The sequence below is a fragment of the Collinsella sp. AF37-9 genome (genome assembly GCF_003475115.1).
GTDB lineage: Bacteria > Actinomycetota > Coriobacteriia > Coriobacteriales > Coriobacteriaceae > Collinsella.
On record NZ_QROQ01000007.1, the window covers coordinates 23,017 to 37,256 of the forward strand.

The following is a 14,240-nucleotide window of genomic DNA, read 5'->3' on the forward strand; positions in this document are numbered from 1 at the left end:
CGAGCTGCCATTGCAAGCGAGGCGGCTTTATGGGTCGAGCCGGTGTCGATCTGTTTATCGAAGACGGCGCCTATACCACGCTTTCTTCTGCCGTGGTCATCCTAGTGGTGCTCACATTGTTGTTTTCGTCGACCGCGGCGATATGGAGCATGTCGCGTGCCGGGGACACCCAGGTGGCGGCCGATAGCGGCGCGCTGGCGGGTGCCAACGTAGTGTCGTCCTATCACACGGCTGCCACGGTGGTTGATGCGAGTATCTTGAGTCTGGGGCTGGCGGGGTTTGCCACGATCGGGACGGGCCTGGTCGCCATCCTCATCCCGGGTGCCGAGCCGGTTGCCGGCAATATGGTCGACACCGGGATCGAGATCATTAAAACGCGCAACAAGTTTGCCAAAAGCGCATCGGAAGGCTTACAGAAAATCGAGACGGCTCTGCCGTATCTGATCGCCGCGCGTGCCACGCAGGCGGTGTCGGCGCAGGATACCGATAGTGTGACCTATACCGGTACGGCGCTTGCCGTGCCCAGGACATCCGAGTCGGACTTTGCTGCGCTCAAAGGGTCAGAGATCTCGACCGATACCATTAAAGACACATCAGATGATTTAGAGCGTGCGGCCGAGGAGCTGCGGAAGGCCTCGGAGGAGACGGCGAAGGCAAAGGAGCGCGCTTGGCTGGCGGATTGTGGTGGGTCTGACAAGGGCTCGGTCGGCAGCTGTTCTTGTATGTGGGAGCGCGCAAAAAGCCTAACGGATCTTTCCGGTGTTCAAAATCCGCATTACTCATCGAGCGTTACGTGGGAGCCTCAAGTTGCCCTTGATCGCGCGAAGGACTACTACCATTGGCGTCTGACAAATGAGAAGCCCCAGGGCTCGAGTGTCGAGATGAAGGCAGAGTCTGCGGCGCGTAAGGCGTTTTATACCTATGCGAACGCGGAGGTCGATCGGGCATATATAACCGAGAACGGAGACAGGGTTTCCTCCTATATTCCGCTGCTGCCGCGCAACTCTGATGAGGTTCGGGCGACGGAACTCTATACCGATGCGGTGTGGCCGACTAGCGTAAACGATGACAAGGCGTATCTGCATTACGGGACGACCTGCCCCAACTATAAGAAAGGGACGCCGAGCGGATTTGCTTCGGTTGCCGATTACGATGGACAGGATAAATGCAGCAAATGCCATTTTGGCGTTTTGTCGCTTGGTGCTGTTGCGGCGCCTTCAACCTCTATCGAAAACGGCTTCGAGTATCACTTTGACAAGTTTAAAGACGCCCTGGAGGACTACGTCGACTGTCGCAACAAGGAGCTCGAGCTCGAGCGTCAGACCGAGGACGAAGCCGACCGTGCGGGCAATGCGTTCGATACCGCCATCAAAGAACTTTCCGGTGAGCGTCCGCGTATCGCTCCGCCCGGTCGCAACGGCGTGGTTGCCTTTGCGGTTTCGGGTGCCATCTCGAGCCCCGATGAGCTCAACTCTTCGTTTAACACGGCAGTCAGGCTTGGCGATCGCGGTGCCATCTCTGCCGCGGTGCTGGCGCCCGATGGGGCGACGGCGCAAAACAACGTGCTTTCGCGATTTTTCTCGACATTGAAGGAACGCTCGGGTGGCGTTGCCGGCGTACTCGATGGCGTCATGGATGTCTGGGGACGGCTGCTTGTGGGATACGGAGACATCCAAGGTTCGGCCGACGAACTTATGGACGAGATGATTAAAGGCCTAGGAGGGGGCAGCGGCGCGTTGGGCTCCATCGCATCGTGGCTCGGCGATACCGTTTCGGCGTCCGTGGCGGCGTTGGGTCTGGAGCCGTGCGACTTGCGCCTGCGAAAGCCGGTGCTGACCGATTCCGCCAACGTCATTAAGAGTCCGGGGTCTGACATTGCTGGTTTCTCTCAAGCGCAAGACAAGCTGCGAAGTATTCCGTTGGGCGTGACCGATCCCAAGGCGCTTTGCGAGGCGTTGGAATATCAAGTCGAACGCACCATTAGCGGCACGGTGTTCACGCTTGCGGAGATTCCTCTGCCCGGCGGCGGCTCCATCCCGCTCACCGTCGATGTCGCCACGCTGGTTGGCGCTCTGGGCGGTGGGTCGTAATGAGTATCCGCATGCGTCTGCGCGAGGAGCGCGCCCAAGCGACGGTGGAGATGGCAGTGGTTACGCCCGTTTTGCTGGTGCTGGCACTCATCGTGTACAACGTCATGATCTTTGCCAGCGCTGTCGCGCGCTTCGACCGCGTGGTGCCCGACATCGTGTTGGCGCACGCCGTGGCGTCGGAGGGGGAGGGCGACGAAAGCTCTGCCGATGCCTCGGCGACGGTTCAGACTCAAATTCTGAATGCCATGGAAGGCTATGGCTTGCAGATCGAAGTGTCGAGCGAGCAAGGCGCGGAGGCATCGGATGGTGGCCTGCTCTCCCTATCCGGTACGTTTAGGACCTACACCTGCACCATGCACTATGAGCCGTGGCCGACTTCTCTCAGCATCGCTGGCGTTACGCTGGGGGCGCCGACAACGTTGTCGCACGAGCGCGCGGTGACGGTCGATCCATGGCGTCCGGGGGTGGTCATGTGACCGCGGTCTCGTCCTACATCGCGTACGCGCGGGCGCTCAACAGGCTGGGTTGGACGCCGGCCGAGTTTGCGGTGGCGGAGTCGTTTGCCGTGCGCCTGCGCGGCATGCTGGGACGGTGTCCGGTTGCCGCCAACGGTCTGCCGCTCGTCATGGCGTTTCCACGCTGCTCTTCGGTCCATACGTGTTTTATGGCCTATCCCATCGACATCGCCTTCATCGATCGCGACGGCAATATCCTCGCGCGCTACGAAAGCGTTCGTCCTTGGCGCACGTGCTCCTGCCCCGGCGCCTGGGCCGCACTAGAACGCTCTTCAATCATTGTTTCGATCCCTGCTCTCCAACGCGTGCCGGCTTAAGAATTGGCGACAGCGGACTTTCGTCATACGAAATTGGGTAAGATGGAGGAGAAGATGCATGGATGTTGAGATCCATCCCAACGCTAAAAAGCACCTGACGGAAAAGCAGGTGCTTAGCGCTTGGCTTGCGGTTACTGAGCGAATTCGTCGCGAGTCGAAGGACGAGCCGCCGAGATGGCTTGCGATTGGATGGCTCCCAGACGGACGAAGCGTGGAGCTTGTCGCGGTCGAGCTTGTTCGTGGGTGGCTTATCATTCATGCCTTGTCTCCAGTCCAGAAGAAATTTTGGCAGGAGATTGAATGGGCTCGGCAAAGGGGTCGATGATGGGCAAGACGTATACGGCCGCTAATGGTCAGGTTGTAACGGATGAAATGATTGACGCGTGGTGCGAGTCGTACGAGCGCGGAGAGTTTCCGGATGGCGAACACACCGTTGGTGGGATCGTGCATGGACGGCCCCCACTCTCAGGTGAGGGGACGGCAACGCTGTCGGTCAAGATTCCTCTGGGAATGAAGGAGGCCATTCGTCGACGGGCGGCTGCCGAGGGGATGACTCCAAGTGAGTTTGCCCGTGCGGCTCTGAGCGAAAAACTTCTTGCTGCCGGCTGATGCCTCTGACGTGCCGATTTAAAGAACCGAGGCTGTGCTCAAAAACTTTTTTAAAATTCTCGGTTGACCGGAACGCGTCCTTGGTTATACTAATCAAGCCTTGAAACAAGGCACACCTCAAATGGCTGGGTAGCTCAGTTGGTAGAGCAGAGGACTGAAAATCCTCGTGTCAGGGGTTCGATTCCCTTCCCCGCCACCTTGAATTGACTAGGACCTCTGCAAAGGGGTCCTTTTCTTTTATGCAGCCCCCACATGGAATCGAACCCCGTGAGGGCGCGGAGCTGAGTAAACGCGTAAGCGTTTGCCAGCGCAGCTCGCAAGGCGCGTAAGCGCCGCAGCGGTCCGTCCGCGCAGCGCGCGGACGCGATTCCCTTCCCCGCCACCTTGAATTGACTAGGACCTCTGCAAAGGGGTCCTTTTCTTTTATGTAGGGTTCTGCGGAAACTGCGTCCCAGAATAAGGGCTCAGAACGGGACACACTTTCCGGTGCCTGCCTCCGGCGCGCGTACACACCTCGTCGCACCATTCCGAGCCCGCTCGCCCCAGACATTCCTCCCACTTTCGCGTCACTTTACAGACCGTTCGGTCGCCTGTCCGCACACGCGGGTATACTCAAAACGATACTTATCCTATGCAATACGATGCGGGTTCGACCTGCATGATCCGAAGGGGGCAGTGATGGAGAGGATACTCGGCGTTAATCTCTCTGGCTGGTTTATTCCCGAGCCTTGGGTGACCCCGTCGCTGTACGCGGCGACCGGTGCATCCAACGCGGCCGAGCTACAGGAGGCCATGGGTACCGCCGCCTATAACGAGCGCATGCGCCGCCATTACGAGACGTTTGTGAGCGAGGACGATTTTCGCCGCATGGCGCAGATTGGCCTCAATGCCGTGCGTCTGCCGGTGCCCTGGTATGCCTTTGGCTCACAGGGGTCCGATGCGTCCTACATCTCGGTTGTCGACTACATTGACCGTGCAATTGAGTGGGCTGCCAAGTACGACATCCGCGTGCTGCTCGATCTGGCAACCGTGCCCGGTGGCCAGGGCGATTCCAACGATTCGCCCACCACGCCGGAGGCTGTCGCCGAGTGGCATTCGTCCACCAACGGCCGTCATGTCGCACTCGACGTGCTCGAGCGCTTGGCCGATCGCTATGGCGAGGCCGAGAGCCTGCTGGGCATTGAACTGCTGGACACGCCGCAGATGAGCGTTCGCAAGAGCCTCTTCACCATGACGGATGGCATTCCGGCCCACTACCTGCGCAATTTCTATCGCGATGCCTACGAGCTCGTTCGTTCGTATATGCCCGAGGATAAGATCGTCGTCTTCTCGTCGTCGGGGCATCCCAGCGAGTGGAAGCATTTTATGCGCGGCGCCAAGTACAAGAACGTCTACATGGACCTTCACCTGTACCATTACCGCGACGAGTACGCGCTCGACATTACGAGCCCCCGCGGGCTGACGACGGCGATTTCGCGTAACAAGCGCGAGCTTAAAGAAGCGATTTCGACTGGGTTCCCCGTGCTGGTGGGCGAATGGTCGGGTGCGGCGATCTTTGCCAACTCGTCGGTTACGCCCGAGGGCCGCAATGCCTACGAGCGCGTGTTTATCGCCAACCAGCTGGCTTCGTTTGCGCCGGCTGCCGGTTGGTTCTTCCAAACGTGGAAGACCGAGAAGCGCATTGCAGCATGGGACGCCCGCGCGGCGCTTGGTACGCTCGAGCGCGGCATGATTGAATAGGTTGATATGACGCAAAACAGCGCCCATACGGGCAAACTCTATGTGGTCGGCACGCCCATCGGCAACCTAGGCGACCTGTCCCCGCGCGTTGGCGAGGCTTTTGCCGCCGCCGATGCCATTTGCTGCGAAGACACGCGTGTGACGTCAAAGCTGCTGATGCACCTGGGCATTTCCAAGCCGCTTGTCCGTTGCGACGAGAATGTGATCGCTAGCCGCGCTGCCGGCCTGGTCGACCGTCTGCTGGCGGGGGAGACCCTCGCCTTTGCCTCGGACGCCGGCATGCCGAGCGTGTCCGATCCCGGCCAGGCGCTGGTCGAGGCGGCGCGTGAGGCCGATGTGCCCGTCGAAGTTATTCCCGGGCCCTCTGCTTGCGTCACGGCGCTTGTTTCGTCCGGCATTCCCTGCGAGCATTTTTTCTTCGAGGGCTTTTTGGGCCGAAAGCACGGCGACCGTGTGCGCCGTTTGCAGCGCCTTGCCGTGGTGCCTGGCGCACTCATCTTCTACGAGTCTCCACATCGTATCGTGGCGACGCTCGAGGCCGTGGCGGAGGTCTTTCCCCAGCGTGAGGTCGCCGTCTGCCGCGAACTCACCAAGCTGCACGAGGAGGTCTTGCGCGGGCCCGCTGACCAGCTTGCCGAGGAGCTGCGTGCTCGCGGCGAGGTAAAGGGCGAGATTGCGCTGGTCATCGCGCCGCCGAGCGAGGACGAGGAGGCCGGCATCGCGCCGGTTGGCGCTGCGGTAGCGGATCCCGACGAGGCCCTGCGCGAGGATATCCGCGCCGCGCTCGAGGAGGGGGAGCCCGCGTCTGCGGTGGCCAAGCGCCTGTCTCAGAAGTATTCGCGCCGCAAGCGCGATGTCTATGCCATGGTGCTCGATATGCAATAGATGGAGGATATCCAGCCCTTGCGCTAGAATCATCCTCTGTATGCAACGTTTTTCTGGAGGACAAACCCCATGGATCAAAGCAAGCCTTCGTTCTTTATCACGACGCCCATCTACTACGTCAACGCCGATCCGCACCTGGGCACGGCTTATTCCACCATCATCGCCGACGTTCAGGCTCGCTATCGCCGTTCCGCCGGCTATAACGTCAAGTTCCTGACCGGCATGGACGAGCACGGCGAGAAGGTCGCCGAGGCCGCAGCCAAGCATGGCATGACGCCGCAGGAGTGGACCGATAGCCAGGCCCCGCACTTCAAGGAGCTTTGGAGCAAGCTCGAGATTTCCAACGACGACTTCATCCGCACCACCGAGCCGCGCCAGCATCATGCCGTGCAGTACCTGTGGGAGCGCATGAAGGAGTCCGGTTACCTGTATAAGGGCAGCTACGACGGTTGGTATTGCGTGCCTGACGAGACCTACTTCACTGATACGCAGGTCCAGAAGGGCGACGAGGAGTACGGCAGCGTCGGCCAGCATCTATGCCCCGACTGCCACCGTCCGCTTGAGCGCGTCCAGGAGGAGTCCTACTTCTTTAAGCTTTCCGCCTTCCAGGACAAGCTTCTCAAGCTCTATGACGAGCACCCCGACTTTGTCGAGCCTGCGTTCCGCATGAACGAGGTTCGCAGCTTTGTCGAGGGCGGCCTCAACGACCTTTCCGTGAGTCGCACGAGCTTTGACTGGGGCATCCAGGTTCCGTTTGACGAGGGCCATGTGACCTATGTATGGTTTGACGCGCTGCTCAACTATATGACGGCCGTCGGCTACGGTGTCGACACCGACGAGGCGCGTGCCGAGCTGGCCTATCGCTGGCCCGCGCAGTTCCACATCGTGGGTAAGGACATCATCCGCTTCCACTGCGTCATTTGGCCCGCCATGCTCATGGCCATCGGCGAGGCCCTGCCCGAGCACGTCTTTGCCCACGGCTTCCTGACCGTGCGCAATGCCGAGACCGGCAAGGCCGAGAAGATGTCCAAGAGCCGCGGTAACGCCATCGCTCCGCAGGACGTTATCGACATGCTGGGCGTCGAGGGCTATCGCTACTACTTTATGACCGACGTCGTTCCCGGTACCGACGGCGCTATCAGCTTCGATCGCATGGAGCAGGTCTACAACGCCGACCTGGCCAACAGCTGGGGCAACCTTATCTCGCGTTCGCTCAACATGAGCGGCAAGTACTTTGACGGTTGCGCGCCCGCCAAGCCCGCATCGTTCGATGCGTTCGACAACCCGCTGGCAAAGATCGCCGATGGCCTGGTCGACCGCTACATGGCCAAGATGGACGTGCTCGATTACGGCGGAGCCAAGGACGAGGTTATGGAGCTCATCCACGCCGCCAACCACTACATCGAGGACTCCGAGCCTTGGGCGCTTGCCAAGGATGAGGCTAAGGCTGACGAGCTGGCATTTGTGATCTACAACCTGCTCGAGGCCATCCGCATTGCCGCTCACCTGCTGATGCCGCTCATGCCTCAGACCTCTGCCGAAGCCCTGCGCCGCCTGTCCTGCGAGGACGAGGCCGCGAGCGACGACCTCAAGGGCATTTGCGCTTGGGGCCTGCTTGCCGGTGGTCAGCCCGTCGAGAAGGGTGAGCCGCTGTTCCCGCGTCTGGGCTAAGACGCCGCGCGCCATATCGGCAATTTGCTGTTTAGATGTAAGGGCATGGCCGCAACGGTCCATGCCCTTTTGTTTCAAGACGCCGCCATCATGCTAAGGAGGCAACTATGACAACTTCGCCTTTGGCAAACCCCACGGCAACAAGGGAGCTGCTGGAGGAGTTTGGCCTTGCGACCAAGCATCGCCTGGGCCAGAACTTCCTGATCGACAACCATGTAATTGAGCGCATTTGCGAGCTTTCCGAGCTCACGGGCGATGAGCGCGTGCTCGAGGTTGGCCCGGGCGTTGGTACGCTCACGCTCGCGCTGCTGCAGGAGGCGGCGTGCGTCACGTCGATCGAGGCCGATCCCGAACTCGAACCGGTGCTCGATGCCCATGCCGCCGACTATGCCAACTTCCGCTTTATCATGGGCGACGCGCTCAAGGTGACGACGGGGCAGATTGAGCAGGCTGCAGGCGGTGAGCCGACGGTATTTGTCGCGAACCTGCCCTATAACGTGGCGGCGACGATCATCCTGCAGTTCTTCCAGACGATGCCCGCGCTCAAGCGTGCCGTGGTCATGGTTCAAAAGGAGGTTGCCGATCGCATTGCCGCGGTGCCGGGTAACAAGACCTATGGCGGCTACACGGCAAAGCTCGGCCTGTATGCGCAGGTTACGGGTCGCTTTGAGGTGCCGCCACGTTGCTTTATGCCGGCACCGCACGTGGACTCGGCCGTCGTGCGTATCGACCGTGTTGACGGCGTGGCGCCCGAAGGACTCGATCGCGAGTTTGTGGCCCGCGTGATTGATGCTGCATTTGCTCAGCGCCGCAAGACCATCCGCAATTCCATGAGCGCCAACGGCTTTGCCAAGGACGTGCTCGACGCCGCCTTTGAGGCTTGCGGTATCGCACCCACCTCGCGCGCAGAAACGCTTGATGTTGCCGACTTTATCCGCCTGGCTCAGGAGCTCATCCATGATGCCTAATGCCGAACGCGTGACGTTTACCAAGAAAAAGAAGACGGTTGCTTGTCCTGTGCCCTTGGCACCGCTTGCTGACACGCATGCGCATCTGCTTTCGTTTTGGGGGAAAGAAGTGCCCGAGACGCTCGTGCGCGCCAAAGCCGCGGGCGTCGACCTGTTGGTGACGATGCTCGACCCCATCGCCGACAAGCGCAGCGTGACGGACTATAGCGACTGGCTCGTGCGCGAAATTCTGCCGATGCGGGATATTCCGCAGATCAAGTATCTCGCTGGCGTTCACCCCTATGGCGCGCCGGATTATACCGATGACATTCACGCGCAGGTTGTTGCTGCGCTCGATGACCCTTTGTGCGCCGGTATCGGCGAGATCGGTCTGGACTACCACATGGATTACGACGACGACATCGCGCCGGCGCCCCACAGTGTGCAGATTGATTGCATGGCGCGTCAGCTCGAAGTTGCCGTGCGCCGCAATGTGCCGGTGGAGCTGCACCTGCGGCACGAGGACTCGGATGGGGAGCGCACCTCGCATATGGATGCGTACAACGTGCTGCGCGAGGTGGGTGTGCCTCAGGCCGGTTGCGTGCTGCACTGCTTTGGCGAGGACCGCGCCACGATGGAGCGCTTTGTGGAGCTGGGCTGCTATATCGCCTATGGTGGTGCGGCCACCTTTAAGCGCAACGACGACGTGCGCGAGGCATTTGCGGCGACCCCGCTCGACCGCATTTTGTTCGAGACGGATTGCCCGTATATGGCGCCGGAGCCCATTCGCGGTCTTGAATGCGAGCCAGCAATGATCTCCATTACGGCAAACGCGCTGGTTAACGACCGTGTCGATCGCACTGGTGAGGACGCCGAAACAATCGCGCATGCCGCTTGGGAAAATGCCTGCAAACTTTTTCAAAAATAGTTCTTGCGTTCGCGGTGGAGCTCCGTTATTCTAATTCCTGCACGCGGGCGTGGCGGAATTGGCAGACGCGTACGGTTCAGGTCCGTATGGGGGCAACCCCATGAAGGTTCAAGTCCTTTCGCCCGCACCATTGATTGAAAGAGCTCCCAGCAATGGGAGCTTTTTTGTTATGGGCCCGTCGCAGGGACTTGAACCTGTGAAGGAGCGAGCGTAAAGAAAACGCGGAGCGTTTTTAGCGAGCTGGCGAGGACGCCGGCAGGCGGCCGATGCCGGTGCGGATCCGCGAAGCGGATACGCGGACGTCCTTTCGCCCGCACCATTGATTGAAAGAGCTCCCAGCAATGGGGGCTTTTTTGTTATACACGATCTCCTTGGACGGGTATCCTAATGGCAACGTGCGCCTATCAGAGGAGAGACCATGCTGTTTTCCGGTATCATCGCTGCCCTTACGAGCCTTTTGATTCCCATCATCATCCTGCTGCTGTTGCTTCCCAACGCCTGCTACGTCGTTGAGCAGCAGCACGCTGTGATCATCGAGCGCTTGGGTAAGTTCAATCGTATCGTCAACGCGGGCTTCCACGTGAAGGTGCCCGTGATCGACCGCAAGGCCGCCACGGTGAGCCTGCGCACCATGAAAAACGGTTTTGGCATCGACGTTAAGACCCAGGACAACGTGACCATCGGCCTTGAGGTCTCCGCTCAGTACCACGTGAGCTATGACATGGGCGCCGGCCCGGCAGATTCGGGCATCTACAAGAGCTACTATATGCTGCAGGAGCCCGTCGACCAGATGCGCGACTTCATCACCGACGCCCTGCGCTCTTCGATTCCTGTCTACACACTCGATGAGGTCTTTGCCAAGAAGGATGACATCGCCAAGGATGTCAACGCTACCGTTTCCGAGCAGATGGCCGCCTACGGCTTCACCCTCGTGTCGACGCTCATCACCAAAATCGCACTGCCGACCGAGGTTGAGAACTCCATGAACGACATCAACGCCGCCCAGCGCAAGCGCGCTGCGGCACAGGAGCTCGCCGAGGCAGACCGCATCAAGCGCGTCACCGAGGCGACCGCCGAGGCTGAGGCGATGGAAAAGGCAGGCGAAGGCATCGCCAACCAGCGCAAAGCTATCGCGTTGGGCATCAAGGATTCGCTCGAGATTATCCAGGAGACAGGCGTTGGCAACGATGAGGCCAACCAGCTGTTCATGTTTACGCAGTGGACCGAGATGATGACGGAGTTCGCACGTACGGGCAAAAACTCGACGGTCGTGTTGCCGAGCGACTTCTCGCAGTCGGCCTCTATGTTCGAGCAGATGCTGGCTGCCGGCAAAGTTCAAAACGATTCGAAGGAGTAGGCGCGCGTGAAATACACCGTCGTTTGTGTTGGTAAGCTCAAGGAGCGCTTTTGGAAGGACGCGTGCGCTGAGTACACCAAGCGTCTGGGTGCCTATGCCAAGGTGGATATCCGCGAGGTGGCCGATATCGACCCGGCTAAGGCGGGCGGTGTGGATGCTGCGCGTGACAAGGAGGGGGCGGCGATTCTTGCTGCCTTGCCGTCTCGAGCGCATGTGATCTTGCTGGCCATTGAGGGCAAGGAGCGTTCGAGTGAGGAGCTCTCGGCGAGGCTCGACGATCTTATGCTGCGAGGTAGTAGCGACATTGCCTTTGTAATCGGCGGTTCGGACGGCGTGAGTGATGAGGTGCGCGCCCGCGCCGACGAGATGCTCAGCTTTGGGCGCATTACCTTGCCGCACAACCTGGCGCGCGTGGTGCTGCTGGAGCAGATCTACCGCGCCTGCAAGATTAGCCGTGGCGAGCCGTATCACAAGTAGGTCGGCAATACGAAACAATAGCGTGGGACAATGACTTTCGTTTTTGAGGAACGCATCTGAGAGGACTGTGTGATATGAAGATTGGATTTGTCGGTTTTGGCAATATGGCGAGTGCTATGGCCGATGGCTGGATTGCCGCCGGCGTGGCCGCGGGCGACATGTGCGCCTGCGCAGGCCGCTACGATGCTTTGGTCGAGCGTTGCGAGGTGCGCGGCATGGTCGCCTGCCACGATGCCGCCGAGGTTGTCGCCGCATCCGATATCGTGGTCGCTGCGGTCAAACCGTACATGATCGAGAAGGTATTCGCCCCGCTCAAGGATGCTCTTGCCAAAAAGGTCGTTCTGTCGGTTGCCTGGACCTGGGACAGTGCCAAGTGGGAGCAGGTCCTGCCGGGCGTCGCGCATATCTCGACGGTGCCCAACACGCCGGTTTCGGTGGGCGAGGGCGTCATCGCCTGCGAGAAGGCTTCGACGCTTAACGACGAGCAGCGTGCTGTGGTGCTCGACCTGCTCGGTAAGCTTGGCGCTGTCGTCGAGCTCGACACAAGCCTGCTGTTTGTGGGCGGCACGGTGGGTGGTTGCGCTCCGGCGTTTGTCGCCATGGCAATCGAGGCCCTGGGCGATGCGGCGGTCAAGCACGGTATCCCGCGTGCGGATGCTTATCGCATTGTGAGCCAGATGGTGCTGGGTACGGCAAAGCTGCAGCTTGCAACTGGCCAGCATCCTGCGGCGATGAAGGATGCCGTATGCTCGCCCGGCGGTGCCACCATCAAGGGCGTCGTTGCACTCGAGGACGCCGGCATGCGCAGCGCCCTGGTCAAGGCAATCGACGCAACCCTCCAGTAAAACCGACCAAAAAAGGGACAGTTTATTTTGGCAGGTTTTTCCTGCGGTTTTGTCCTTTTAGCGAAAAGTGCCCCGCAACTGGCTCAATTCCAGTTGCGGGGCACTTGCGTTTGCCCAGATAAAACCGACCAAAATAAACCTGTCCCTTTTTGGCAGGTTAGTCCCAGAAGCTGTCTTCTTCGTCCTCGGACTTGGGGCCGCGGTCGACATACATCTTATGGGTGCGCTTCTCCATTACAAAGGCAATAATCGCAAACAGCAGGATGCCGCCGGCGAAAAGGATGGCAAAACCGGTGCGGGTGCCAAACAAAAAGGAAAAAACTGCGTCCATTGGGTGCCTTCTTGCGTAGTTGAGTTGGGTCGTAAACGCTCATAAGTATATACTTGCCCATACATGTACAAGGTTGCAACCTAAATGGAATGTATATCGCCGGAGGATCTAATGCTTGATATCAAGTTTGTTCGCGAGAACCCCGATGCCATCGATGTCGCCATGGCTAACCGCCAGACGTCTTGGGATCGCGAGAAGTTCTTTGAGCTCGACGACGAGCGTCGTGCCGTCATCACCGAGGTTGAGGAACTTCAAGCCACGCGCAATGCCGAGTCCAAGAAGATCGGCGCCCTGATGAAGGAGGGCAAGAAGGACGAGGCCGAGGCCGCCAAGGAGGCCGTGCGCGCCGTCAACGAGAAGATTGACGGTCTGGCCGAGCGCCGCACCGCCCTCGAGCAGGAGCAGTACGACTTCATGGCTCACCTGCCCAACATTCCCTGCGAGGCCACGCCGTACGGCAAGGACGAGGACGAGAACATCGAGCGCCGTCGTTGGGGCACCCCGCGCGAGTTCGACTTCGACTTTAAGCCGCACTGGGATCTGGGCACCGACCTCGACATCCTTGACTTCGAGCGCGGCAACAAGCTCTCCGGCAGCCGCTTCACCGTTCTCGGTGGCGCCGGCGCCCGTCTTGAGCGCGCCCTCATCAACTTCTTCCTCGATACGCACACCAGCCGTGGTTTTAAGGAGTGGTGGCCGCCCATCGTCGTCAAGCGTCAGACCATGTTCGGCACGGGCCAGCTGCCCAAGTTCGAGGACGACGCCTATCACGTCTCGGGCGACAACTTCCTGATCCCCACCGCCGAGGTCGTGCTCACCAACCTGCACGCCGGTGAGCTCCTCGACGCCGACACCCTGCCGCGCCGCTACACCGCCTTCACCCCCTGCTTCCGCGAGGAGGCCGGTTCCGCCGGTCGCGATACCCGTGGCATCATCCGTCAGCACGAGTTCGACAAGGTCGAGATGGTCAAGTTCGCTAAGCCGGAGGAGTCCGACGAGGAGCTCGAGAGCATGACCGCCGAGGCCGAGTACCTGCTGCAGCAGCTGGGCCTTCCGTATCGCGTGATTAGCCTGTGCACCGGCGACTTGGGCTTCTCTGCCCGTCAGACCTACGACATCGAGGTCTGGCTGCCGAGCTACAACGCCTACAAGGAGATCAGCTCCTGCTCCAACTGCGGTGACTTCCAGGCTCGCCGCGCCAACATCAAGTATCGCGACCCCGAGAACTTCAAGGGTTCGCGCTATCTGCACACCCTCAACGGTTCCGGCCTGCCGGCTGGCCGTACCATGGCTGCCATTCTGGAGAACTACCAGAACGCCGACGGCACCATCACGATCCCCGAGGTCCTGCGTCCCTACATGGGCGGCCTCGAGAAGATCGAGCCGGTCGCGTAACTTGGCTGCATAGGCGATATGCAAGGGCGCTCCTTCGGGGGCGCCCTATTTCGTGCGCAGGTCCATACCATGCCGTGCGGACAGCTCAATAGAAAACACACGAACAACTGTTCTGTATACAGCAATCTACCTG

At 60.1% G+C, this 14,240-nt stretch carries 15 protein-coding genes and 2 tRNA genes; 16 read left to right on the top strand and 1 reads right to left on the bottom strand.

Going from position 1 to position 14,240, the window contains the following annotated elements; genetic code table 11:
• Positions 1–29: 29 nt before the first annotated feature.
• From DW024_RS03560 to proC, 15 genes are all read left to right on the top strand, one after another.
• Positions 30–2,090 carry a hypothetical protein gene (locus DW024_RS03560; protein ID WP_117803619.1) on the top strand — a complete coding sequence of 687 codons (2,061 nt, stop codon included), beginning with the start codon at positions 30–32 and terminating at the stop codon, positions 2,088–2,090.
• The gene (locus DW024_RS03565; RefSeq protein WP_117759589.1) at positions 2,090–2,566 is read left to right on the top strand and encodes a TadE/TadG family type IV pilus assembly protein; all 477 of its coding nucleotides are present in this window, start codon (positions 2,090–2,092) and stop codon (positions 2,564–2,566) included. The genes DW024_RS03560 and DW024_RS03565 overlap by 1 nt, the downstream gene beginning before the upstream one ends.
• Complete coding sequence (locus DW024_RS03570) at positions 2,563–2,922, top strand: DUF192 domain-containing protein (protein ID WP_233541325.1); 360 nt, start codon at positions 2,563–2,565, stop codon at positions 2,920–2,922. The genes DW024_RS03565 and DW024_RS03570 overlap by 4 nt, the downstream gene beginning before the upstream one ends.
• Positions 2,923–2,980: 58 nt before the next feature.
• Positions 2,981–3,247, top strand: a complete 267-nt coding sequence (locus DW024_RS03575) for a hypothetical protein (RefSeq protein ID WP_118093913.1) — start codon at positions 2,981–2,983, stop codon at positions 3,245–3,247.
• On the top strand, positions 3,247–3,531 hold the full coding sequence (locus tag DW024_RS03580; RefSeq protein WP_035137167.1) for a ribbon-helix-helix domain-containing protein: 285 nt from the start codon (positions 3,247–3,249) through the stop codon (positions 3,529–3,531). The genes DW024_RS03575 and DW024_RS03580 overlap by 1 nt, the downstream gene beginning before the upstream one ends.
• Positions 3,532–3,654: 123 nt before the next feature.
• A tRNA-Phe gene (locus tag DW024_RS03585) sits at positions 3,655–3,727 on the top strand.
• Positions 3,728–4,209: 482 nt separating this feature from the next.
• Positions 4,210–5,271 (top strand): glycoside hydrolase family 5 protein, encoded by a 1,062-nt coding sequence (locus DW024_RS03590; protein WP_055250529.1) that lies wholly within the window; start codon positions 4,210–4,212, stop codon positions 5,269–5,271.
• A gap of 6 nt (positions 5,272–5,277) precedes the next feature.
• Entirely contained in the window at positions 5,278–6,156 is an 879-nt protein-coding gene (rsmI, locus tag DW024_RS03595) for a 16S rRNA (cytidine(1402)-2'-O)-methyltransferase (protein ID WP_118376994.1), read from the top strand.
• Positions 6,157–6,225: 69 nt separating this feature from the next.
• Entirely contained in the window at positions 6,226–7,827 is a 1,602-nt protein-coding gene (gene metG / locus DW024_RS03600; protein ID WP_117583811.1) for a methionine--tRNA ligase, read from the top strand.
• A gap of 107 nt (positions 7,828–7,934) precedes the next feature.
• The gene (gene rsmA, locus DW024_RS03605; RefSeq protein WP_118376995.1) at positions 7,935–8,795 is read left to right on the top strand and encodes a 16S rRNA (adenine(1518)-N(6)/adenine(1519)-N(6))-dimethyltransferase RsmA; all 861 of its coding nucleotides are present in this window, start codon (positions 7,935–7,937) and stop codon (positions 8,793–8,795) included.
• Complete coding sequence (locus DW024_RS03610; RefSeq protein WP_118328388.1) at positions 8,785–9,702, top strand: TatD family hydrolase; 918 nt, start codon at positions 8,785–8,787, stop codon at positions 9,700–9,702. Before rsmA ends, DW024_RS03610 begins: the two co-directional genes overlap by 11 nt.
• 43 nt (positions 9,703–9,745) lie before the next feature.
• Positions 9,746–9,832, top strand: a tRNA-Leu gene (locus DW024_RS03615).
• Positions 9,833–10,120: 288 nt separating this feature from the next.
• Positions 10,121–11,059: an SPFH domain-containing protein gene (locus tag DW024_RS03620; RefSeq protein WP_117757556.1), complete on the top strand. Its 939-nt coding sequence runs from the start codon at positions 10,121–10,123 to the stop codon at positions 11,057–11,059.
• A gap of 6 nt (positions 11,060–11,065) precedes the next feature.
• Entirely contained in the window at positions 11,066–11,536 is a 471-nt protein-coding gene (gene rlmH / locus DW024_RS03625) for a 23S rRNA (pseudouridine(1915)-N(3))-methyltransferase RlmH (protein WP_035136824.1), read from the top strand.
• 74 nt (positions 11,537–11,610) lie between these two features.
• Positions 11,611–12,381, top strand: a complete 771-nt coding sequence (proC, locus tag DW024_RS03630; protein ID WP_117655499.1) for a pyrroline-5-carboxylate reductase — start codon at positions 11,611–11,613, stop codon at positions 12,379–12,381.
• Between the two features lie 157 nt (positions 12,382–12,538).
• Here proC and DW024_RS10185 read toward each other — a convergent pair whose 3' ends face one another.
• The gene (locus tag DW024_RS10185) at positions 12,539–12,712 is read right to left on the bottom strand and encodes a DUF6724 family protein (protein ID WP_168170424.1); all 174 of its coding nucleotides are present in this window, start codon (positions 12,710–12,712) and stop codon (positions 12,539–12,541) included.
• A 111-nt stretch (positions 12,713–12,823) separates the two neighbouring features.
• On the opposite strand from DW024_RS10185, the gene serS reads away from it, so the two are divergent.
• The gene (serS, locus tag DW024_RS03635) at positions 12,824–14,107 is read left to right on the top strand and encodes a serine--tRNA ligase (protein WP_118376996.1); all 1,284 of its coding nucleotides are present in this window, start codon (positions 12,824–12,826) and stop codon (positions 14,105–14,107) included.
• Positions 14,108–14,240: the final 133 nt, after the last annotated feature.

Bases quoted from the DNA above. Each gene is read 5' to 3' on its own strand.
- rsmI (WP_118376994.1), top strand. From the start codon at position 5,278: ATGACGCAAAACAGCGCCCATACGGGCAAACTCTATGTGGTCGGCACG.
- DW024_RS03580 (WP_035137167.1), top strand. From the start codon at position 3,247: ATGGGCAAGACGTATACGGCCGCTAATGGTCAGGTTGTAACGGATGAA.
- DW024_RS03560 (WP_117803619.1), top strand. From the start codon at position 30: ATGGGTCGAGCCGGTGTCGATCTGTTTATCGAAGACGGCGCCTATACC.
- DW024_RS03590 (WP_055250529.1), top strand. From the start codon at position 4,210: ATGGAGAGGATACTCGGCGTTAATCTCTCTGGCTGGTTTATTCCCGAG.
- DW024_RS03575 (WP_118093913.1), top strand. From the start codon at position 2,981: ATGGATGTTGAGATCCATCCCAACGCTAAAAAGCACCTGACGGAAAAG.
- metG (WP_117583811.1), top strand. From the start codon at position 6,226: ATGGATCAAAGCAAGCCTTCGTTCTTTATCACGACGCCCATCTACTAC.
- DW024_RS03565 (WP_117759589.1), top strand. From the start codon at position 2,090: ATGAGTATCCGCATGCGTCTGCGCGAGGAGCGCGCCCAAGCGACGGTG.
- proC (WP_117655499.1), top strand. From the start codon at position 11,611: ATGAAGATTGGATTTGTCGGTTTTGGCAATATGGCGAGTGCTATGGCC.
- DW024_RS10185 (WP_168170424.1), bottom strand. From the start codon at position 12,712: ATGGACGCAGTTTTTTCCTTTTTGTTTGGCACCCGCACCGGTTTTGCC.
- DW024_RS03620 (WP_117757556.1), top strand. From the start codon at position 10,121: ATGCTGTTTTCCGGTATCATCGCTGCCCTTACGAGCCTTTTGATTCCC.
- DW024_RS03610 (WP_118328388.1), top strand. From the start codon at position 8,785: ATGATGCCTAATGCCGAACGCGTGACGTTTACCAAGAAAAAGAAGACG.
- serS (WP_118376996.1), top strand. From the start codon at position 12,824: ATGCTTGATATCAAGTTTGTTCGCGAGAACCCCGATGCCATCGATGTC.
- rsmA (WP_118376995.1), top strand. From the start codon at position 7,935: ATGACAACTTCGCCTTTGGCAAACCCCACGGCAACAAGGGAGCTGCTG.